The organism is Plantactinospora sp. WMMC1484 (assembly GCF_049315195.1).
GTDB lineage: Bacteria > Actinomycetota > Actinomycetes > Mycobacteriales > Micromonosporaceae > Plantactinospora.
The window spans coordinates 7,461,823-7,482,369 of record NZ_CP186055.1 but is presented as its reverse complement, the minus strand read 5'-3'; the positions used below and the strand labels follow the sequence as shown (position 1 = coordinate 7,482,369).

Genomic DNA, 20,547 nt, shown 5'->3' with positions numbered 1-20,547 from the left:
TGTGGGATGTGTGCTGCTGGTGCTGGATGTGGGTGTGCGGCCTAGCCGGTCGGGACACCGGCCGGAGTGAAGGGCGAACCGGCGGGGGTGAAGGGCAGGACGGTCTGCCCGTCCACCGCCAGTCGGCGTCCGACGGCATCGAACCGCATGTCACGGAAGTCGGTCACCACGGTGTGGGCGCCGGTCGTGCGGAGACGGTCCGCGCGCCGCTGCGGCCCCAGGGCCACGCAGGTCGCGCCGGCCGCCACCGCGGCGGTAACACCGCTGAACGCGTCCTCGAAGACGAGGCAGCGCCGGATGTCGACGCCGAGGCGCTGCGCGGCAAGGCGGTAACAGGCCGGGTCCGGCTTGCCCACCGGGATGTCGTCGGCCCGGACCTGCACGTCGAAGTGGTCCGCGAGGCCGAGCTGGTCGAGCACCGCGACCGCTTTCCAGTCCTGTGCCCCGGTGACCAGTGCGGTGGGCACCCCGGCGGCGCGCAGGTCGTCGATGAGGCGTATCGCGCCGGGGATTTCGGCGTAGCGCAGGGTCTGGTCGTTGACCCGCAACCGGTCGTAGATCGGCGGCTGCTGGGCGGTGGAGATCGCGGGGAACAGCACCCGCAGCGTGTGCTCGGCGTGGCGGCCGAAGACGTGGTCGTCCAGGTCGTCGTCGCTGATGACGAAGCCGAATTCGGCGGCCAGTGCCTGCCAGAAGGCGGTGACGGTCTTTTCTGTGTCCACCACGACGCCGTCCATGTCGAAGAGCACCGCCTGGAATTGGTTCGCGGGCATTCCGGTTACCCCCGTTCGGGATCGGTTACGGCAACCGCAGGGCGGTGCCGGCGTACTCGGCGGTGAAGACCTGCTCCGCCTCGTCCGCGGCGGGATCACGGAGCACTCCGTGCAGCACCTCCAGCGGTGCGCTGACCGCGTCGGCCCCGTCCAGGTAGGCCTGGGTGAACTGACCGACGTTCTTCACCGACGCGGCGACGATCTGCGTGTCGCCGCGCCGCAGGGCGCTCAGGGAGCGCACGAGATGGGTCTCGGTGCGCGGGTCCCGCCAGGCCCGGTCCAGGTAGGGAATGACCGCCGCGCACCCGATCGACTCCGCGACCACCATCGCGTGAGGGCTCTGCGCGGCGGTCAGCGCCACCCGGACGCCGGCGTCGCAGAGCCGGCGGGCGAGCGCGATGCCGGCAGGCGTGAACATGAGCTTCAGGGTGACCCGTTCGGGGTCGAGCCGCCACGCCGCCCACGCCTCGGTCTCGATCTCGCCGTACGCCCCGCAGGGCTGGTAGAAGAACTCGAGTTCGACGCTCTTGGCGAGCAGGTCGGAACAGTGGCGCAGCGGGTCCTCGGCGCACCGGCGCATCAGCGTCGGATTGGTGGTGACGCCATGGATCAGGCCGGTCTCGGTGGCCGCGCGAACGTCCTCTGGATTGGCGGAGTCAAGATAGATGGACGTCATTTCTGCACCTGTCTCTGGGTACGGATGGAACGTCTGTGGGAGTGGTTACCGGCTATTCGGCCGGTGCCGGAGTCAGTAAAGCACAGAGGACATTGGACCGCACAAGACAGACGACCTGTGCGCGTGCGGATCACTGCGCATTGGGCACGTAGCTGATCTACGTGCCAAGAAAACTGCTGGTCGAGTGGCGCGTATCGTTGAGGGGAGTGACGATGTTCGTCATATGAAATCCGGCTCGGTTGCCAAGAAGTGGCTGGTGGGAGTGCCTGCCTGCATCTGATCATCGCTTCCCCTCGTGGAAATAACTGCTTAACAAAGCAGAAAGGGAATGGAAAAAGAGCTGGTCTGCCGGGCCCCCTTCGGCGGTTGGCTTGACCGGTGCGTTGCCCGGATGCCTGTACCGGTACAGTCCGGATCATCACTGTACCGGTATAGCACAGGTTCCCTGTACCGGTATAGACTGCCGGAGGAACGTATGCGAGGAGGTTGCCATGGAACCGCCGACAGCGTTCGTCGTGGCCCTCGGCAGGGTCAACGCCGAACTGCACAGCGCCGGCCCGGTCGCGCCACCGGTGCCGCACGCCGAGCGTCCCGGACGCACCCGGGCGGTGCGCGTCGCGCTCGCCCACGGCCTCATCCGCGCCGCCCGCCTGATCGAGCCCGCCTGATCGATACCGCCCGATCGAGCTTCCCTGATGGCCACGCTGATAGCCTGGAAGCAATCGGCGGTGGCGGACGCGCCGCCGGGGCGACGGCGGGTCGCGGGCCCCGTGCCCCGTGCCCGGATGGTCGCGGGGTGGCCCGATGGCGGTGCCGGTCCCGCACCGACGACGAGAGCGGGAAGGGTTGACGTGGCGCGGCGGGTGACACTCCAGACGATCGCCGACCACATGGGCGTGAGCCGGATGACCGTCTCCAACGCGTTCTCCAAGCCGGACCAGCTCTCGGCCGGACTGCGACGCCGGATCCTCACCGCCGCCAAAGACCTGGGTTACGTCGGGCCGGACCCGGCGGCCCGCGCCCTCGCCCGGGGGACCACCGGCGCTGTCGGCATCGTGCTCACGTCGTCACTGCGGTTCGCCTTCACCGACCTGGTCGCCACCAGCTTCCTGGGCGCGATCGCGGAGCAGCTCGGACCGACCGGACTGGCGCTGACCCTGCTCTCGTCGACGGAGAGCGGTGCGATCATCCCCGCCCGGGACGTCGCCATCGACGGCGCCCTGATCTACTCCTGCGACCCCACCTCGACCGCGGTCGACTACCTCTCCCGCCGCCGGCTCCCGCTGGTCTACGTCGACCAGGAGCCACTCGACACGGTCTCCACCATCAACGTCGCGGACCGCGCCGGTGCGCGGGCCGCGGCCCGGCACCTCGTCGACCTGGGGCACCGCCGGATCGGGCTGCTCATGTCCGGGCTGCACGGCCCGCACGGGCTGATCGACCCGAAGGACGTGACGATCGACGGCTACGCGGCCAGGCAGCGCCTGCTCGGCTGGCTCGACGTGCTCGGCGCCGCCGGGATCACGCCGCTGGTCGCCCGGCAACCCACCACCGACCTCGAACAGCCCAGGATCGGCGCCCGCCTGCTGCTCGACCGTGCCGACCGCCCGACCGCCCTCCTCTGCTACTCCGACGCCATCGCGCACGGCGCCCTCCAGGTGGCCGAGGAGTTGGGCATCGACGTGCCGCGGGAGTTGTCGATCGTGGGCTTCGACGACAACCCGCTGGCCACCCAGCTCCGCCCGGCCCTGACGACCGTGCACCAGGACATCAAGGCGAAGGGGCGGGCCGCCGCCGCGGCCCTCACCGCCGCGATCGCCGCAGCGCGGGTCGACGAGGCGCCACCGTTGGACCACATCGTCCTTCCCGCCGAGCTGGTGGTCCGGGAGAGCACCGCGCCGCCGGCCGCCTGACGGGGCCGGCCGCTCCGGCGCGACGGGCTCGCCCGCTCCCGGGGGACACGGCGGACCCGTCGCTCCCGGGGGACACGGCGGACCCGTCGCTCCCGGGGGACACGGCGGACCCGTCGCTCCGGGGCGGCGTGCAGGCCGCTTCCGGCACGACCGGCCGGTCGCTGCGGCGTGGCGTGCCGTGCATCACACCGCAGGGCCTCCCGGGTGCGCCACCGGGCCCGGCGGCAAAATTCGATCTTGGTCGGCCGCCGGTGATCCGCGTTCGACACGATCGGGAGCTAGCTTAGGTGCGTGACGGAACTTTCCCAGGTCCCACCGACCCCGCCGGCAGAGCTGCCCGGCACCCTCGGCGAGCTGCGTGCCGCAGGGCACCGCTACCGGACGGTCAAGCAGGAACTCCGGGACAACCTGCTCGACCGGTTCCGGTCCGGGCAGCCGCGTTTCCCCGGCATCGTCGGCTACGACGAGACCGTGCTGCCGGAGGTGGAGCGGGCGCTGCTGGCCGGGCACGACATGGTGCTGCTCGGCGAGCGCGGCCAGGGCAAGACCCGGCTCATCCGCGCCCTCGGCCAGCTCCTCGACGAGTGGACCCCGGTGATCCGGGGCTCCGAGCTGAACGAGCACCCGATGCACCCGCTCACCCCGGCGTCCCGCCGGGCGGTCGCCGACGCCGGCGACGAGCTGCCGATCGGCTGGCTGCACCGGTCGATGCGGTACGGCGAGAAGCTCGCCACCCCGGACACCAGCGTCGGCGACCTGATCGGTGACGTGGACCCGATCCGGGTGGCCCAGGGGCGGACGCTCGGCGACCCGGAGACGATCCACTTCGGGCTGGTACCCCGGACCAACCGGGGCATCTTCGCGGTCAACGAGTTGCCCGACCTGGCCGAGCGGATCCAGGTGGCGCTGCTCAACGTGCTGGAGGAACGGGACATCCAGGTACGCGGCTACCAGCTCCGGCTCCCGCTGGACCTGCTGTTGGTGGCGAGCGCCAACCCCGAGGACTACACCAACCGGGGACGGATCATCACGCCGCTCAAGGACCGGTTCGGCGCCGAGATCCGTACCCACTACCCGCTCGACCTGGAACTGGAGCTGGACCTGATCCGGCAGGAGGCGGCGCTGGTCGCGGCCGTCCCGGACCACGTACTGGAGGTGCTGGCCCGGTTCGCCCGGTCGGTGCGGGAGTCCCCGGCCGTCGACCCCCGCTCCGGGGTCTCGGCCCGGTTCGCCATCGCCGCCGCCGAGACCGTCTCGGCCGCCGCGCTGCGCCGGGCCGGGCTGCTCGGCGCGGCCGGCCCGGACGGGCAGCCGGCCGCCCCCGCCGACACCGAGCCGGTGGCCCGGGTCGGCGACGCGGTCTCGGTGACCAGCACCCTGCGCGGCAAGGTCGAGTTCGAGAGCGGCGAGGAGGGCCGGGAGATCGAGATCCTCGGTCACCTGCTCCGGACCGCCACCGCCGAGACCTTCCGGGCCCGGCTGGCCGGGCTGGACGTCTCCGGCTTCACCGCGCTGGTCGCCGACGGCGCAATCGTCGAGACCGGGGAGCTGGTCGGCCCGACCGAGCTGCTCCGGCAGGTCGGCACGGTGCCGGGACTGGCCAAGGCGCTGGACCGGCTCGGGCTCGGCGACGCACCCACCCCGGCCGAGGCGGCGGCCGGCATCGAGTTCGTCCTCGAAGGACTGCACCTGACGCGCCGGCTGGCCAAGGACGTGACCGACGAGGGCCGTACCCGCTACGGCGGCCGCAGCCCGGACGGCGGCGGGCAGCCCGGCGGTGGCCGGCCGTCCGGCGGTGGTGGGCGGCAGGCCGGGGGACGCGATCTCGGTGGCCGCTCGGACCGCGACGACGACTGGGCCTGAGCGTGGCCGGCGGAAACCGCTTCCGGTACGGCTCCTGGCGCGGCGGCCCTGACCCGCTCGCCCCGCCGTACGACGTCCGGGCCGCCGTCGACTCGGTCGGCGCGGAGGTGCTGGGCGGCGGCAGCCTGCGCGAGGCGCTGCGCAACCTGCTGCGGCGCGGGCCGCAGGGCCGGGGTGGCCTGAACGACCTGGTCGCGCGGGCCCGGCGGATGCGCCGGGAGGCGCTGCGCCGGGGTGACCTGGACGGCGCGGTGACCCGGGCGCAGGCCCTGCTCGACCAGGCACTCGCCGCCGAGCGGGACGAGCTGCGCGGCAGGGACGACGACGATGCCCGGTTCGCCGAGGCGGTCCTGGACAACCTTCCCTCCTCGACCGCCCGTGCGGTCGAGGAGCTCTCCGGTTACCAGTGGACCAGCGACGAGGCCCGCGCCGCCTACCAGCAGATCCTCGACGGCCTGCGCCGGGACGTGCTGGAACAGCGGTTCACCGGGCTGCGCGACGCGATGCGCGGCGCCGCCGACCCGGGCGCGCAGCGGCAGCTCGCCGAGATGCTGCACGACCTGAACGACCTGCTGGCCCGGCACGACCGGGGCGAGGAGACCACCGACGCGTTCGCCGAGTTCATGCGGCGGCACGGCCAGTTCTTTCCGGAGAATCCGGAGACGGTGGAGGAGCTGGTCGACGTGCTGGCCCGCCGGGCCGCCGCCGGGGAGCGGCTGATGCGCTCGCTCTCACCGGCCCAGCGGGAGGAGCTCTCCCGGCTGATGGAGTCCTCGCTCGGCCCCGAGCTGGCCGGGCAGCTCTCGGCGCTCGACGCCAACCTGCGCTCGCTCCGCCCCGACCTGGCCTGGGACCGCCGGGAGCGGGTCCGGGGCGACCAGCCGCTCGGCTACGGCGAGGCGGCCGGGGCGCTCGGCGAGATCGCCGACCTGGACGACCTGCTCGACCAGCTCGGCCAGGAGCATCCGGGGGCCACCCTGGACGACATCGACGTCGACTCGGTGCAGCGGAACCTGGGCCGGGACGCCGCCGACGACGTACGCCGGCTGCGGGAGCTGGAGCGGGAGCTGCGCCGGCAGGGCTGGGTGACCCGGGGCGCCGACGGGCTGACCCTGAGCCCGAAGGCGCTGCGCCGGCTCGGTGGCACGGCCCTGCGCCGGATCTTCGCCGAACTCTCCACCGGCCGGCAGGGGCAGCACGACCTCCGCTCGGCCGGCGCCGCCGGTGAGGTCACCGGCGCCTCCCGCCCCTGGGCGTACGGGGACGAGCAGCCGCTCGACGTGGTGCGCACGGTGGCCCGGGCGGTCCGGCGCGGCGGTGCCGGGGTGCCGGTGGCGCTGGCGGTCGACGACTTCGAGGTGGTGGAGACCGAGCGGCGTGCCTCGGCGGCGGTGGCGCTCTGCGTCGACCTCTCCTTCTCGATGATCTCCGAGGGGCGCTGGGGGCCGATGAAGCAGACCGCGCTGGCCCTGTCGCACCTGGTCGCCACGCGGTTTCCGCAGGACGCGCTCCAGATCGTCGGCTTCGGCCGGGAGGCGATGCCGCTGACCCAGCAGGAGCTGGCCGGGGTGGAGCCGGACATGGTGCAGGGCACCAACCTGCAACACGCGCTGATGCTGGCCGGCCGGCACCTGCGCCGGCATCCCGGCTCCGAGCCGGTGGTGCTGGTGGTGACCGACGGCGAGCCGACCGCGCACCTCGATCCGGAGTACGGCGGCGGGGTCTTCAACTGGCCGCCGCTGCCGGAGACGATCCAGGCGACGGTCGCCGAGGTGGACAAGCTGACCCGGTACGGCGCGACGATGAACCTCTTCATGCTCGGCGAGGACCCCGGGCTGCGCCGGTTCGTCGACGCGGTGGCCCGGCGCAGCGGCGGTCGGGTCTTCACGCCCGACCTGGACGACCTCGGCGAGTACGTCGTCTCCGACTACCTGCGGACCCGGCGCGGCCGACGCGGTCGCTGACCCGGCCCGGACCGGCACGACGATCGGAGACGAGGACCGGGCACGCCTCCAGAACCCACCCTGGACCCGGGCAATGGAGACGGCCGAGTTGCGCCGGGCGTACGCGGACCTGCTCGCCGTGGCGGCGATGCTGCGGCAGCTGGTGGCGGCGATGCTGCGGCCGCTGGTGGCGGCGATGCTGCGGCCGCTGGTGGCGGCGATGCTGCGGCCGCTGGTGGCGGCGATGCTGCCGCGCGACGGCGGCCTGGCCGAGCTGGCCGACCGGCTGCGGGACACCAGCGAGCGGCTCTGCGGCCTGGTCGACAGGCCGGGGACAGAGGCGGAGACACCGGTCGACTCGCACCTGCGGGAGGGCTTCGAGCTGTACGTGGGGGAGTCGCTCCCTTGGGGACGGATGCTCGACATCCACCGCCGCATCCACCTGCCCGCGCACCTCGAACGGGGTGCGCGCCATGCGTTCCGATCTCCGGTAGCCACGGCTGGGAGCGTTCCCATACTCCGAGACACGTCGATCTAGGGATAGTCGGCAGCATTACCGTCCTGTTAACCGATGGGAGTGAATATGCTGCGACGTCAATCCTTGGGGCGGCTCTGCCTGGCCGGCACGGCCGCCGTACTGGCTCCGCTGGTCGCGTCCGGCACGACGCAGGCGGCCGGCACGGCGCCCGCACCCGACAGTGTCGCCGTGGCGGCGGTGCCGCCACTGGACCAGCTCACCGTCAGCACCACCCAGGTCGCCTTCGGCCTGCAGCGCCCGACCGCCATCACCGCCCCCGACGACGGCAGCGGCCGGCTGCTGATCGCCGAGAAGCAGGGGACCATCCGGGTCTACCACCCGGAGACCGGTCTGGCGACCGAGCCGCTGCTCGACATCCGGGACCGGGTCGACACCTCCGGCAACGAGCGCGGCCTGCTCGGCCTGGTCACCACGGCGGACTTCGCCCAGACCCGCACCCTCTACGTCACCTACACCGCCCTGCCGGAGGGGACCGTCACGCTCTCCCGGTTCACCCTGGCGACGGCCGGCCAGTCCCCGATCCCGCCCGGCGGGGAGCAGGTCGTGCTGACCCAGCCGCACGCCGAGTACTCCAACCACAACGGCGGGCACGTGGCGTTCGGCCCGGACGGCTATCTCTACTGGAGCATCGGTGACGGCGGCGGCTCCGACGACATCCTCAACTCCGGGCAGAACCTGAACACCCTGCTCGGCAAGATCCTCCGGCTCGACGTGAGCCGGTCCTGCGACGGGCGGCCGTACTGCGTACCGGCGGACAACCCGTTCGTCGGCACCGCGGACGCCCGGCCGGAGATCTGGGCGTACGGGCTGCGCAACCCGTGGAAGTTCTCGCACGACCTCGGCGGGGACGGCTCGCTCTGGATCGCCGACGTCGGCCAGGGCACCTTCGAGGAGATCGACCACCTCGGGGCGGAGCAGGCCGGCGCCAACCTCGGCTGGTCCTGCCGGGAGGGGCCGCAGGTCTTCAACCCCGACCGCTGCCAGGCCGGCGCCGCGTACGTCGAGCCGGTCTACTCGTACCGCACCTCCACCGACGGCTGCGCCGTGATCGGCGGGTACGTCTACCGGGGCGAGGAGTACGCCGACATCGCCACCGGTACCTACCTGGCCACCGACTACTGCTCCGGCACGGCGTTCGTCGTCCGGCCGCCGGCCAGCCCCGGCGGGGCGTACCAGACGCGGGCGCTGACCGAGCTGACCATCCAACCGACCAGCCTCGGCCAGGACGCCGACGGCGAGCTGTACCTGGTGAACGACCTGCCGGGCCAGCTGCACCGGATCGAGTTCGGCAGCACCGCTACCCCGCCGGCCACCTGCCGGATCAGCTACCGGGTCGACCAGCAGTGGGGGACCGGCTTCAACGCCACGGTCACCGTCACCAACATCGGCGTCCAGCCGGTCGGTGGCTGGACGGTCGGCTGGACCTTCCCGGGCGCCCAGCGCGCGAACACCTTCTGGAACGCCACCGGCAGCCAGCAGGGTGCGGTCGTCACCGCCCGGAACGCCAACTGGAACGCCGACATCCCGCCCGGCGGCACGGTCCAGTTCGGCTTCCTCGCCTCGAACACCGGCGCCAACCCGGCACCGACCGCCTTCACCCTCAACGGCAACACCTGCGCCTGAGGTGTAAGGAAGGGCCCCCGCTACAACAGAAAACGATATGCGGGGGCCCTTCCTTACACCGGAGGTGCCCGGGAGGTGCGGCGGTGGGCGGCACGCCGAGATCGGTGATCGGTGCTCCCCAGCAGCAGCCGGTTGTCGGCAGGTTGACGGGGTATTGTCGGCAACCCGACAGGTAACTACTTATTGTTACGACACCATTACTCTATGAATGGTGGTGCGCTAACCCTGGTGGTCTCCGGGCCGGTACCCGGCAGCGAACGCGGCGACGCCGAATCGGCCTCCGCACTGGCCCGGGAGCTGCACACCCGGACGATCCTGCACGTCGCCCGGCCGGGTGCCGACGACTCGCCGGCTCCGTTCGACGACGGAGGTCTGCTGATCGACGACGGAGGTCTGCTGAGGCCGGCCGGCCCCGGCCTGCCCGGCCCGAGCCGGTCCGGCGCGCCGGATCCCGCCGGGTCCGGCACGCCGGATCCCGCCGGGTCCGATGCCTCCGGCCCGGCCGGGAACATCCCGCCCGGCCTGCTCGGTCGCAAGGGCGGCGGCGCCGGGACCATGGCCGAACTCGTCGTGACCGGTCTCTTCTCGGCCACCACCGTCGCCGCGCTCGCCCAGGTCGCGGTCGCCTTCGTCGAGCGGGGTGCCGCCCGGCGGATCGTCCTGCGGGACGGCCGGCGCAGCCTGACGATCAGCGCGCCCAGCGAGGAGACCGAGCAGATGGTGGTCGAGTGGCTCGGCGTACCACCGACACAGAGCGGCGCGGGGTCCGGTGCCGACTAGCCCGCCGACCGGCCGCTACGCACTGCTCGTCGCAGTCGGCGAGTACGACGACCCGTCGCTGGACCAGCTTCGGGCCCCCGAGCAGGACGTCGAGCGCCTGGCGGCGGTGCTGGAGGACCCGTCGGTGGGGAACTTCACCGTCCGTACCCTGCAGGACCCGGCCGACCACGAGGTACGCCGGGAGATCGAGGACCTGCTCACCGACCGGGTCAACGACGACCTGGTGCTGCTCTACTTCTCCTGTCACGGCATCGTCGACCCGTTCCACAGGTTGTATTTCGCGGCCGCCAACACCGACCGGACCAGGCCGGCCAGCACCGCGATCTCGCGCTCCTTCGTCAACGAGCAACTGGAGGCGTGCCGGGCCGCCGCGAAGGTCCTGGTCCTGGACTGCTGCTTCGCCGGTGCGTTCGCCGAGGGCTTCAAGGGCACGCCGCAGGGTGCGCTGGACGGCCAGGTCGGCCGCGGGTACGTGGTGATCAGCGCCTGCGACAGCTACGAGTACGCCTTCGAGTCCGACGGCCTGGTCGAGTCCGCACCGCGCGGCTCGATCTTCACCGACGTCCTGCTGGAGGGGCTGGCGACCGGCGGTGCCGACCTGGACGGCGACGGGCGGATCGGGGTCGACGAGCTGTTCCGGTACGTCCACGACGGGGTGGTCCGGCGCCGGCCGGACCAGAAGCCGAAGTGGAGCGCGTACAACGCCGAGCCGCACATCTACCTGGCGGCCGTGCCGGCGGCGCCCCACCTGCCGCGTAGCCGCGAAGCGGTCCGGGGGGCGGTGGCCAAGGCGGCGGGGGAGGCGGCTCCCCGGCCCACCAACCACAACCGGCACCAGGCGGTCGTCGCCCGTGGCTTCCGGGCCGGCGCCGACCTGGTGCGGCGCACCTTCGGTCCGCTCGGCCGGCGGGTGCTGGTGGAGGATGCCTCCGGGGCGTACCACGAGCTGTCGGACGCCGCCGGCGTGGTGCGGCTCTTCACGGCGCACGACACCCGGGACGCGATCGGCACCAGTTATGTCCGGGAGCTGGTGGAGGGGGTACGGCACCGGGTCGGCGACGGCGCGACCACCACCGTGGTGCTGGCCCAGGCCATGATGGACGGCGCCACGGCGGCGCTGCGGGCCGGCGCGAATCCGGTGGCGCTGTGCCGGGGGATCGAGGCGGCCGCCCTGGCGGTCCTCGCCGAGCTCGCCGACCTGGCGGTGCCGGTCGAGACGAAGGAACAGCTCAGAATGGTCGCCACGATCGCCTCTGGCGACGAGGTGATCGGCGACCTGCTGGCCACCGCGATGGAGCGGGTCGGCAAGGACGGTGTGGTGATCGTCGAGGAGAGCAACCTCTTCGGTCTCGAACTCGAGCTCACCCGGGGCACCCGGGTCCCGGCCGGGCACGTCTCGCCGTACTTCGTGACCGACTCGGAGGGGGCCGAGGCGGTGCTGGACGGCCCGTCGATCCTCATCGTGGACCAGCGGCTCTCCGCCGTACCGGAGTTGCAGCCGCTGCTGGACGAGGTCGGCAGGTCGGGTCGGCCGCTCGCGGTCTTCGCCCGGGACGTCCGGGACGCCGCCCTCACCGCGCTGATCGTCGGCAAGATGCGGCACACCCTCGACTCCGTCGCCGTACGGCTGCCCTGGGCGGACGAGGAGCGGTGCACGGTCATGGCCGACCTGGCGCTGCTGACCGGCGCGCAGGTGGTCGGCGAGGCCGAGGGTGGGCTCGCCGCGGCCACGGCCCGGGTACTGGGCGGCGCCCGCAAGGTGATCACCACGCGCCGGGACACCACCGTGGTGGACGGGGCGGGCGATCCGGAGCTTGCCCGGCGCCGGGTGCAGGGGCTGCGGGCCGAGCTGGACCGGCCCGGGGGAGGAGAGCACGGCCGGGAGCTGCTGCGGGAGCGGTTGGCCCGGCTGGGCGGCGGCGTCGCGGTGATCAGGGTCGGCGAGTCGACCGAGGGACAGTTGAAGAAGCGCAAGCGGCAGATCGACGACGCGGTACGCAACGCGAAGGCGACGGTCGAGTGGGGGCTCGTTCCCGGGGGTGGCGCGGCGCTGCTCACCGTGGCCGGCCGGATCGGTGGCCGGCTCTCCGGGGGCGGTGACGAGGCGCTCGGCTATGCGGTGGTGGTCGACGCGTTGGCCGCCCCCTACGAGGAGTTGCTGCGCAACGCCGGACGGAACCCGGTGGACGGGCCGGCCGACCTGCGCCGCCGTGGCCCGGGAATCACCTTCGACGTGGTCGCCGGCGAGTATGTCGTCGCGCTGGACGCCGGAATCGTCGATGCCGCCGCGACGCTGCGCCAGGCGGTCACCGCCGCGACCGGTGTGGTGACCCGCTATCTGATGATCGGTTGATCGACCGGTTGGTCGACGGGTTGGTCGACCGGTTGGTCGACGGGCGGGTCGCCTGATCGGTTGCTGGTTGGCGGGCTGGCGGGTAGCCGGCGCCGGGAAGCCCCGACGCCGGCCCCAGCCCATGCTGCTACGTGGTGCCGCCGACGTGCAGCAGGTCAGCGAGCCTCTCGGCTACCGGTGCCGCCTCCAGGTGCAGCCACGACACATTCAACCTGTCGTCGCCGAGCACGGCGAGCAGGATGTCGTCGCTCACCCCGTACACCGTGAAGTAGCCCTGGTGGCTGTGTACCGTCAGTTCGCGCAACGGACCCTGCTGGAGGGTCATCCCGCACTGCCGGCCGAGCCCGAAGGTGGTGGCCGCGAGCGCGGCGAGATCCAACGGCTCGGGGCCGGTGGTGAGATCGTGCCCCAGCAGTTTCCCGTCGATCCTCGCCAGCACGGCACCCCGTACGCCCGGCACCCGGTCCCGGAGCGCACCCAGCTCGGCGTGCAGGGCCGACTGTCCGGCGCCGACGCGGTCCGGCTGGCCGGCCGCGGCGGGGCCGGATCGGTCGAGCGCCCCCTCCGGCAGGATTTCCTCGCCACCGCTGTCGAGGCGGGCGCCCGGATGGCGGCGGGGCAGCGGGGTGTCGGACAGCTCCCCGTCGGCCCTCTGGAACTGGGTCACGGTCAGCACCGGTCCTCGATCTCTTGTGCGTGGCGCACGACGGATGCGAGGTCGACGTGGGGGCAGGCCGGAGCAGCGCGACGGAACGGATTCTCGCCCGCGCGGGAACTGAGCGACCGGATCAGGTGGTGGTTCGCCACTGACAGCGCCTCCATTCTGGGTGTGAACGTCACTGCCCGTAGTGCCGTCATGGCGGACGGCGTGTCAGGGCTGCGGCCGGTCTGACGCGCGAGTGCTCCTGCGGGAAAGAGGGTCGCATGCCGGGGTGCAAGTTGCATCTCGCGAGACAGGTATTTGTCTGTGCAGCTAACTTACTGTTGACCCGTCCGCGATGGAACAGGGCGATACGACCGATGTTGCGGCCCATGGCCGGTCGTTCTACGCATCACACCACTGCGCACAGTGACCGAAACTGAGTGTGACTGCACGTGGCGTCTGCAAACCACAAATGCACGTGCGCTTCCCAGGTCATTGCTGGGACGCCAGTGGACGGCACCGGGGTGCTGTGTCAGAGTGCAAGGTAGGGACATTTACGAATACAACTGCCTGATGCGCTGACTGCGGGGAGAAGCGCGGTGCTGTCCATCATCGCCGGACGTGGAACGGTTGAGCGACGTTGATACCGCTCGGAGCGGGGGCGCTGCTCGAGTACCGGGTGACCGACGCGATGTGGGTCTGCGCCGGCGTGGTACGCGTGGCCAGGTTCTTCTTCGCCCTCACCGACCCCGACCCGCCGGCATGCTGGCACTGGCAGGCGAACGCCCGGGACGACAACGGCCTCGTGGGGGCGACCGACGGGGCGGTGCTGGTCCGCACCGGCTGCGGCGGCGGCTGGGTCAATCTCACGGTGGAGCTGCACGCCGAACGGCCGACGGTCGAGACCGCGGGCTGGGACGACGCGGTCGAGGTCTCCTACCGGACCCTCGTCGGCCAGTCGCACGTCAGGTCGGCCCGGGGAGGCGGCACCGACTTTCCCCGGATCAGCTTCCGGGGGCCTGGCAGTTACCGGATCCGGGTGCACGCGCGGGGACGGCAGCTTCCGGCGGGCCGGAAAGGGAGCGACCGGGTGGAGGACTATCTGCTACAGGTCTGGCCTGCCCCGGCTGGGCGTACCGAGATCCTCCGGAGAGCCGAGGACTGACCGGCCGGCGCCCGCACCGGCCCGATCCGGACTCCGGGCTCCGCACGGCGGATTCCGCGCCGGACCCGCGCCGGACCCGTGCCGGACCCGTGCCGGACCCGTGCCAGACCCGTGCCGGACCCGCGCCGGATTCCGAGATTGCCGGACGGATTGTCCGACGGTGCGGCTCGGACGTGCGACATGCTTCGCCGGTCGGTCCGCCGCGCGACCCGACGCCCGGTGGGCCGCCCCCCGCCGGGCGTGGCGGTGGACCGGCGGGGCCGGCCGGCGTCGCGGTGCGCCGACGGTCGACCCCGCAGAGGCCCCGGGGCGGGTGTCCGCAGTCCGGCCGTTACCTTCCCCCGTAGCTGACGGTCGGCCCAGCCCGCCCCGGTGCCAACTTCCCGAGCCAACCTCCTCGGCGGAATGCCACGATCGGCCACTGCCATCCGGCTGATCCGCGCCCTGAAGGAGCGCCGGCAGCAGCGTGAACGCCTGGCGGGCCCGTAGGGTCACCGAGAGGTCAAGGTTTGGGCATTGAGGATATCCAGCGGGTCCGTGCGTGCTATACGGTGACCGGGTGAGAGTTGAGCGGCACTGGTGGAACGGCGATCGGGGTCCGCGCTCACGGCGCGACGTCTACATTCGTACGGATGGGCAGCGATGGGAAGTCGAGGCCCAGGTCGGGGGCGCCCAAGGGCGCTCGAAGGTGCAGCAGTGTCCCGGTGAGGCCTCCGCGCGCATTCTCGCGGACGCCTGGCTCGGTGGGCGCTCGGGCTGGCGCGAGATGGTGCTCTGAGTCGACCGCCGTCCGGCCGGTCGCGCGGAGCTGTCTCGCGGCGCCGTTTCGAGAATTCACGAAGCAGTGCCGAGCCGAGGGTCTGAGCGACCCGTCGGCGCGCAGTTGTGCGCCCGTTCCGACGGCGTGAGATCTGGTCGGACTTGTGGTGCCGTTACCGGAAGCGGTTCCGGCACCCAAGGCACTTTCCGCGATCTGCCAAAGAGTCGCGATCCGATACCCACTTTGGTTGCGCCGAGTTACTATTTAAACACTCATGGTGATCAATGTCTTGATGACGATCAGCGGGGTGAGGTTCGTGGCGCAGGACCTTGGCGGGCAATCGGGCGGGAACGGGCGGCGGATCGGGGATCTCGACCGCAGCCTGCTGCTGCACTGCCGGACCAATCAGGTTACCCAGGCGGCTGCGGCGGCCGGTCGGGCCGGTGCCGGCCTGGTCGTCACCGTCGACCGCGGCAACCTGCGCGGCTGCCTGGGGCGGGCCCGGCACCTGCTGGAGGTGGACCACTACCGGCGTCCGGTGCTGCTCGACGCGGCCCGGTACGCCGGCGACTGCCGGCTGCCCGCGGCGGCCCCCTTCGACCAGCGGTGGATCGACTGCCAGCGGGACCTCGGGCTGCCGGTGCTGACCGACTCCGGTTATCTGGCCCGCAGCGACACCGCCGGCCTGGCCGGGATCCTCGAACGGGCCGCCCGGCTCGGTGACGCCATCGCACTCCTGCCGATGCATCCCTCCTGGCTGGCCGACCGGATAGCCCGGCAGATCCTCGTCCGGTACGTGTCGGCGGTCGGCGTGCCCGTCGCCGTCGTCGCCGAGGAGCCGGCGAACCCGTTCAGCCCGGACGACATCGTGCCCGGCCTGCTCGAACTCCTCGGCTGCGGCGTGCCGGTACTGGTGCTCCGCGCCGATCTGCCGGCGCTCGGTGCGCTCTGCTCCGGCGCGACCGCCGTGGCGATCGGCACCGAGCCGACGCTGCGCCGCCTCGGCCCGCGTCGGCCCGCCGGATTCCGGCCCTCCGCCGTGGTCTCCCGCTCGTCGGTGCTGGTCCGGCAGTGCCTGTCGTACGCCTCGATGGCGGAGATCGAGGCCACCATGAGCCGGCATCCCGACATCGGCCTGTGGCGCTGCGACTGCGCCACCTGCGCGGGACGGAACCTGAGCTGGCTGGTGAACCGGCCCGACGCCGAGCGGGGCGGCACGACGTTCCGGCACTCCGTCGACGTCCTGCTCGACCTGCGCGCGGAGCTGACCGGGGCGACCGTACCGCTCAACGGGTGGAGCTGGCGGGCCCGCTGCGTCGCCGCCGCATCCCGACGGCGCCAGGTCGGTTGGGATCTCGTACCGATGCTGGACCACTGGCAGGAGGCGATCGCCCCGCCGACCGCCACCCGGCCGCCCACCCCGCGCCGCGCCGGCACCACGACCCGGTTCTCCCGGACGACGAAACCCCGCTCGGCGGCCTGACCTGGGTCGCCGACCCCGCAACTCAGGCCAGCGCCATCCGGGCCCAACGGCTCGGGCTCAGCGTCAACACCCGGAACGGGCAGTTCCGGTCGGTCAGCAGCGTGTACGCCTCGATCGCCCGCTCGGCGGCGTCCTGCGCCTGCTCCGCGGGAGTCATGCCCCGGCCACGGTTGCGGAACAGCGCGCCGTAGAAGGCGGAGCAGAAGACCCCGCTCTCGTGCCAGCCGATCTGTGCCGAGGTGCCGATGTAGGTGACCTCGTCCTGGAGACAGTCCCGCACCGCCTTCTGCCAGGCGCCGGTGCCGGTCCGGCAGCCGTCGGCGAGGATCGCGTGCGCCGAGATCCCCCGGCCCCGGGCTGCCGCCTCCTCGCCCAGCGCCTCCAGCGAGATCTTGGTCCGGCCGTCGCTGCTGGCGAAGGTGGGTGTGCTGCTGTGGTCGCCGTGCGCCATCACGTGCAGGACGTCGCAGGAGGCGGTGAACGCGGTCAGCACGGTGTCCGGGTCGCGGGACCGGACGAAGTCGATGTCGACGATCGGCTGCTGGTGCTCGGCGTTGATGTTCTGCAACGTGGACTGCACGAACGTCATCGCCGCGTCGAACGACGAGTCGAGCCCGATGTCCAGCAGGCTCACCCGCTTGGCCCTCATCACCATGGCGAACCTCCCCCGGATGCGATCACCCACGCTACCTCCGACACGCCAGCCCACCGGTGCGGCGGATCCCCACCCGGCGGCACGGCGACCGGCGCTCAGTCGACCGGCGCTCAGTCGACCGGCGCTCAGTCGACCAGCGCTCAGTCGACCAGCGGCACGGCGACCGGCGCTCAGTCGACCGGCGCTCAGTCGACCAGCGGCACGGCGACCGGCGCTCAATCGACCGGCGGCTCAGTCGACCAGCGAGGCGTAGACGAGTTGGCGCAGCTCCGGGCGGAGCGGATGGGTGCTGGACGGAACGAGCTGGGCGAAGAGCAGCGCGGTGACCTCGTCGACCGGGTCGACCCAGAAGGCAGTGCTCGCGACGCCGCCCCAGTAGAACTCGCCCGGGTTGCTCGGCGTCCGGCTCGGCACCGGATCCTGCACCACCGCGAACCCGAGCCCGAAGCCGATCCCGTCGAGCGTCGTCTCGGCAAATCCGCCGGTCGAGAGCTTCCCCAGGTCCTGACCCTCCGGCAGGTGGTTACGGGTCATGAACCGGACCGTACGCGGACCGAGCAGCCGTGCCCCGTCCAGCTCGCCGCCGCGGAGCAGGAACTGGGTGAACCGGTGGTAGTCGGCCGCGGTGGAGAGCAGGCCACCGCCCCCGGAGAGCAGAGCCGGCTCCTTCAGGGCGAACGAGCCGATCTCGTCGTACCGGAGGGCCCGGCCGGTCGCCGGATCCGGCGCGTAGCAGGCGGCGAGCCGATCGGCGTCGGCGCCCTCCGCCCACCACACGGTGTCGGTCATGCCGAGCGGGCCGAAGATGCGCTCGGCGAAGAAGTCGTCCAGCGACTGGCCGGAGACCACCTCGATCAGTCGGCCGAGCACGTCGGTGGCGACAGAGTAGCCCCAGGCCGTGCCGGGCTGGAAGAGCAGTGGCAGCCTGGCCAGCCCGGCGCTGGCGGTGGCGAGGTCGAAGTGCGGTGGCGGATAGAGCTCGAACCCCGCCGCCCGGTAGAGCCCGTCGACCACTGAGGTCTGCAGGAAGCCGTAGGTCAGCCCGGCGGTGTGGGTGAGCAGGTGCCAGACCCTGATCGGCTCGACCGCCGGCACCGTGTACGGCTTCGCCGCCGACCCCCGGTCGTAGACCCGGACGTCGGCGAACTCCGGGAGCCAGCGGCTGATCTCGTCGGTGAGCTGGAGCCGCCCCTCTTCCCAGAGCATCATCGCGGCGACCGAGGTGACCGGTTTGGTCATCGAGTAGATCCGCCAGAGGGTGTCGGACTCGACCGGCAGGCCGGCCTCCCGATCCCGCATCCCGTACGTCGAGGCGTGCGCGATCTCGCCGCGCCGGGTCACCACGATCTGCCAACCGGCCAGCAGACCCGCGTCGACGTACCGGGCGAAGTGGGTGTCGACGCGAGCCAGCCGCACCGGGTCGAAGCCGACCTGATCAGGGTCGACGCTGCGCTGGAGGCTCATTTGCGGAACCCTACTGCGGCTTCGGAAAGCGCGGCAACGCCCCCGTGCCGGCTGGCACGAAGGCGTCTGTCCGTCCGGCCTCGGGGTTGTCCCGGCGGGCGCCTCAGGACACCTCGCGGCGGAGTGTGCGGACCAGGCCGCCGACCAGCGGTGCCAACACCCAGACCGCGACCGAGACGCCGAGCCGCGCCCACTCGCCAGCGCCGAGCTCACCGGCGTTCGGCGGCTCGACCAGGGCGGCGGTGGTGATCCCGGTGTCCAGCCACTCGGCGGCGCGGTGCAGTTGCTCGATCATGCCGCCAAGGGCGGACCAGGCGATCGGCAGCACCAGGGAGAGCACGATCGCCAGCGGAGTGCTCTGGAACAGCAGACCGAACGCGATACCCAGGGCCGCGTTGACCATCTGGAAGGCCGCCGCGCCGACGAAGGCCAGTGGGCCGGTGGCCCAGCTCCCACCCTCGCCGGTGAGCCCGGCGATCACGGTGCCGAGCGCCGCCGTCGCCGCGCTGGCGAGTACCGAGAGCAGCGCCGCAACCATTCCGGCGCCGAGCTTGGCGACCACCACCCGGTGCCGCTGCGGGACGAGGGCGAAGGTGGCCAGGGCGGTGCGCTGGGAGAACTCGCTTGTCACCAGCAGGATGCCGAGGATCGGCAGCAGGATCCCGACCGGAAACTGGGCGAGCGCGAAGAGATTGCCGAACTGCTGGTCGCCGTCGGGCGCGAAGATCAGAATCACGGCGACGATCGCCGCCGCCACCATGCCGATCGTGATCAGCAGCCAGTAGCCGGCCCGGGTGTCGGTGAGCTTACGCAGCTCGACCAGGGTCAGCCGGAGCAGCGTCGGACGGTCGTCGACGCGGTCGTCCGCCGGGGCGGAGGTGCCGGCGGCGTCGTACGGCGCGGCACCGGAGTTCGGGGTGGTGTCGGCGGTCATTTCACGGCCTCCCGGACGGAGTCGCCAGCGGTCAGGGTCAGGAAGATCTGTTCCAGTCCGGCGCTCTCCGCCGGCCGCAACTCCAGCAGCGCCACGCCGTCGTCGGCGGCGGCCTGCCCGACGGCGCCGGGCTCGGCACCCACCAGCAGCCCGCCGTCGGTGCTGGCCCGCACCGGCAGCCCGGCCCGGCCCAGCGCCGCCCGCAGCGCCTCCGGGTCGCGCGCCCGGACCAGCGCGCCCGTGCCGGCCAGCAGTTCCTCCCTGCTGCCCTGCGCGACCACCCGGCCGGCGCCGATCACCACCAGCCGGTCGGCCGCCGCCTCGACCTCGCGGAGCAGGTGCGAGGAGAGCAGCACGGTGCCGCCCCGGTCGGCGAAGTCGCGCAGCAGGCCGCGCATCCAGTAGATGCCCTCCGGGTCGAGGCCGTTCGCCGGCTCGTCCAGGATGAGCACGCGGGGGTCGCCGAGCAGCGCCTGCGCCAGGCCGAGCCGCTGGCGCATGCCCAACGAGTACGCCCGGACCCGCCGTCGGGCCGCGACCGCGTTCAGCCCGACCTGGTCGAGGCACTCGTCGACCCGCCGCCGGGGCACCCCCATCGTGTCGGCCGAGACGCGCAACGTCTCCCGTTCGGTCCGCCCGGGATGCTGGGCACCGGCGTCGAGCAGCAGCCCGACCCGCCGGCCCGGATTCGGCAGTCGCCGGTAGTCGACGCCCTCGACCCTGGCACCACCGCTCGTCGGCCGGGTGAGGCCGCAGATCATCCGCATCGTGGTGGACTTGCCGGCCCCGTTGGGGCCGAGGAACCCGGTCACGGTGCCCGGTTCGCAGTGGAAGGACAGGTCGTCGACCACGGTGTGCCGTCCGTACCGTTTCGTCAGGTGTTCGACGCTGATCATGCGTTCGAGCCTGCCCGGGCCGGTCGGTCCGGCGCTGCGGCCCGCGGACCATATCCACCGACCATCGGCCAGTCTCCGGTGTCGA

At 72.3% G+C, this 20,547-nt stretch carries 17 protein-coding genes; 10 read left to right on the top strand and 7 right to left on the bottom strand.

The annotated features are described in order from the left end of the window. Positions 1-41 precede the first annotated feature (41 nt). The gene (locus ACN28C_RS32145) at positions 42-773 is read right to left on the bottom strand and encodes an HAD family hydrolase (RefSeq protein WP_422771235.1); all 732 of its coding nucleotides are present in this window, start codon (positions 771-773) and stop codon (positions 42-44) included. Positions 774-798: 25 nt separating this feature from the next. After that, positions 799-1,449, bottom strand: coding sequence for a transaldolase family protein (locus ACN28C_RS32140; protein WP_422771234.1), 651 nt, complete (start codon positions 1,447-1,449; stop codon positions 799-801). A 491-nt stretch (positions 1,450-1,940) separates the two neighbouring features. On the opposite strand from ACN28C_RS32140, the gene ACN28C_RS32135 reads away from it, so the two are divergent. From ACN28C_RS32135 to groEL, 8 genes are all read left to right on the top strand, one after another. Continuing rightward, on the top strand, positions 1,941-2,117 hold the full coding sequence (locus ACN28C_RS32135; protein ID WP_421491016.1) for a hypothetical protein: 177 nt from the start codon (positions 1,941-1,943) through the stop codon (positions 2,115-2,117). A 195-nt stretch (positions 2,118-2,312) separates the two neighbouring features. Beyond that, the gene (locus ACN28C_RS32130) at positions 2,313-3,362 is read left to right on the top strand and encodes a LacI family DNA-binding transcriptional regulator (RefSeq protein WP_422771233.1); all 1,050 of its coding nucleotides are present in this window, start codon (positions 2,313-2,315) and stop codon (positions 3,360-3,362) included. Positions 3,363-3,653: 291 nt separating this feature from the next. Next, on the top strand, positions 3,654-5,225 hold the full coding sequence (locus ACN28C_RS32125) for a magnesium chelatase (RefSeq protein ID WP_422771232.1): 1,572 nt from the start codon (positions 3,654-3,656) through the stop codon (positions 5,223-5,225). A gap of 2 nt (positions 5,226-5,227) precedes the next feature. After that, entirely contained in the window at positions 5,228-7,189 is a 1,962-nt protein-coding gene (locus ACN28C_RS32120) for a vWA domain-containing protein (protein ID WP_422771231.1), read from the top strand. A gap of 73 nt (positions 7,190-7,262) precedes the next feature. Further along, positions 7,263-7,706 (top strand): hypothetical protein, encoded by a 444-nt coding sequence (locus tag ACN28C_RS32115; RefSeq protein ID WP_422771230.1) that lies wholly within the window; start codon positions 7,263-7,265, stop codon positions 7,704-7,706. Between the two features lie 45 nt (positions 7,707-7,751). Then, the gene (locus tag ACN28C_RS32110) at positions 7,752-9,329 is read left to right on the top strand and encodes a PQQ-dependent sugar dehydrogenase (protein ID WP_422771229.1); all 1,578 of its coding nucleotides are present in this window, start codon (positions 7,752-7,754) and stop codon (positions 9,327-9,329) included. A gap of 204 nt (positions 9,330-9,533) precedes the next feature. Then, positions 9,534-10,109: a hypothetical protein gene (locus ACN28C_RS32105; protein WP_422771228.1), complete on the top strand. Its 576-nt coding sequence runs from the start codon at positions 9,534-9,536 to the stop codon at positions 10,107-10,109. Continuing rightward, a complete protein-coding gene (groEL, locus tag ACN28C_RS32100; protein ID WP_422771227.1) occupies positions 10,099-12,462 on the top strand; it encodes a chaperonin GroEL in 2,364 nt (787 codons plus the stop codon). Before ACN28C_RS32105 ends, groEL begins: the two co-directional genes overlap by 11 nt. Positions 12,463-12,589: 127 nt before the next feature. On the opposite strand, the gene ACN28C_RS32095 is transcribed toward groEL, so the two are convergent. After that, positions 12,590-13,129 carry a roadblock/LC7 domain-containing protein gene (locus ACN28C_RS32095; RefSeq protein WP_422771226.1) on the bottom strand — a complete coding sequence of 180 codons (540 nt, stop codon included), beginning with the start codon at positions 13,127-13,129 and terminating at the stop codon, positions 12,590-12,592. 616 nt (positions 13,130-13,745) lie between these two features. Here ACN28C_RS32095 and ACN28C_RS32090 point away from each other — a divergent pair. Continuing rightward, a complete protein-coding gene (locus ACN28C_RS32090) occupies positions 13,746-14,270 on the top strand; it encodes a hypothetical protein (RefSeq protein ID WP_422771225.1) in 525 nt (174 codons plus the stop codon). Between the two features lie 1,034 nt (positions 14,271-15,304). Further along, positions 15,305-16,513 carry a hypothetical protein gene (locus ACN28C_RS32085; protein ID WP_422771224.1) on the top strand — a complete coding sequence of 403 codons (1,209 nt, stop codon included), beginning with the start codon at positions 15,305-15,307 and terminating at the stop codon, positions 16,511-16,513. 22 nt (positions 16,514-16,535) lie between these two features. Here the strand turns inward: ACN28C_RS32085 and ACN28C_RS32080 are convergent, their stop codons facing one another. The 4 genes from ACN28C_RS32080 to ACN28C_RS32065 form a co-directional block, all read right to left on the bottom strand. Next, a complete protein-coding gene (locus ACN28C_RS32080; RefSeq protein WP_422771223.1) occupies positions 16,536-17,198 on the bottom strand; it encodes a hypothetical protein in 663 nt (220 codons plus the stop codon). A gap of 201 nt (positions 17,199-17,399) precedes the next feature. Further along, positions 17,400-18,632 (bottom strand): serine hydrolase domain-containing protein, encoded by a 1,233-nt coding sequence (locus tag ACN28C_RS32075; RefSeq protein WP_422771222.1) that lies wholly within the window; start codon positions 18,630-18,632, stop codon positions 17,400-17,402. A gap of 103 nt (positions 18,633-18,735) precedes the next feature. After that, positions 18,736-19,566, bottom strand: coding sequence for an ABC transporter permease (locus ACN28C_RS32070; RefSeq protein WP_422771221.1), 831 nt, complete (start codon positions 19,564-19,566; stop codon positions 18,736-18,738). After that, a complete protein-coding gene (locus tag ACN28C_RS32065; protein WP_422771220.1) occupies positions 19,563-20,462 on the bottom strand; it encodes an ABC transporter ATP-binding protein in 900 nt (299 codons plus the stop codon). The genes ACN28C_RS32070 and ACN28C_RS32065 overlap by 4 nt, the downstream gene beginning before the upstream one ends. Positions 20,463-20,547 lie beyond the last annotated feature (85 nt).

Coding starts and splice junctions, on each gene's coding strand:
- ACN28C_RS32105 (WP_422771228.1), top strand. CDS start 9,534: ATGAATGGTGGTGCGCTAACCCTGGTGGTCTCCGGGCCGGTACCCGGC.
- ACN28C_RS32070 (WP_422771221.1), bottom strand. CDS start 19,566: ATGACCGCCGACACCACCCCGAACTCCGGTGCCGCGCCGTACGACGCC.
- ACN28C_RS32085 (WP_422771224.1), top strand. CDS start 15,305: ATGGTGATCAATGTCTTGATGACGATCAGCGGGGTGAGGTTCGTGGCG.
- ACN28C_RS32075 (WP_422771222.1), bottom strand. CDS start 18,632: ATGAGCCTCCAGCGCAGCGTCGACCCTGATCAGGTCGGCTTCGACCCG.
- ACN28C_RS32135 (WP_421491016.1), top strand. CDS start 1,941: ATGGAACCGCCGACAGCGTTCGTCGTGGCCCTCGGCAGGGTCAACGCC.
- ACN28C_RS32110 (WP_422771229.1), top strand. CDS start 7,752: ATGCTGCGACGTCAATCCTTGGGGCGGCTCTGCCTGGCCGGCACGGCC.
- ACN28C_RS32065 (WP_422771220.1), bottom strand. CDS start 20,462: ATGATCAGCGTCGAACACCTGACGAAACGGTACGGACGGCACACCGTG.
- ACN28C_RS32145 (WP_422771235.1), bottom strand. CDS start 773: ATGCCCGCGAACCAATTCCAGGCGGTGCTCTTCGACATGGACGGCGTC.
- ACN28C_RS32115 (WP_422771230.1), top strand. CDS start 7,263: ATGGAGACGGCCGAGTTGCGCCGGGCGTACGCGGACCTGCTCGCCGTG.
- ACN28C_RS32140 (WP_422771234.1), bottom strand. CDS start 1,449: ATGACGTCCATCTATCTTGACTCCGCCAATCCAGAGGACGTTCGCGCG.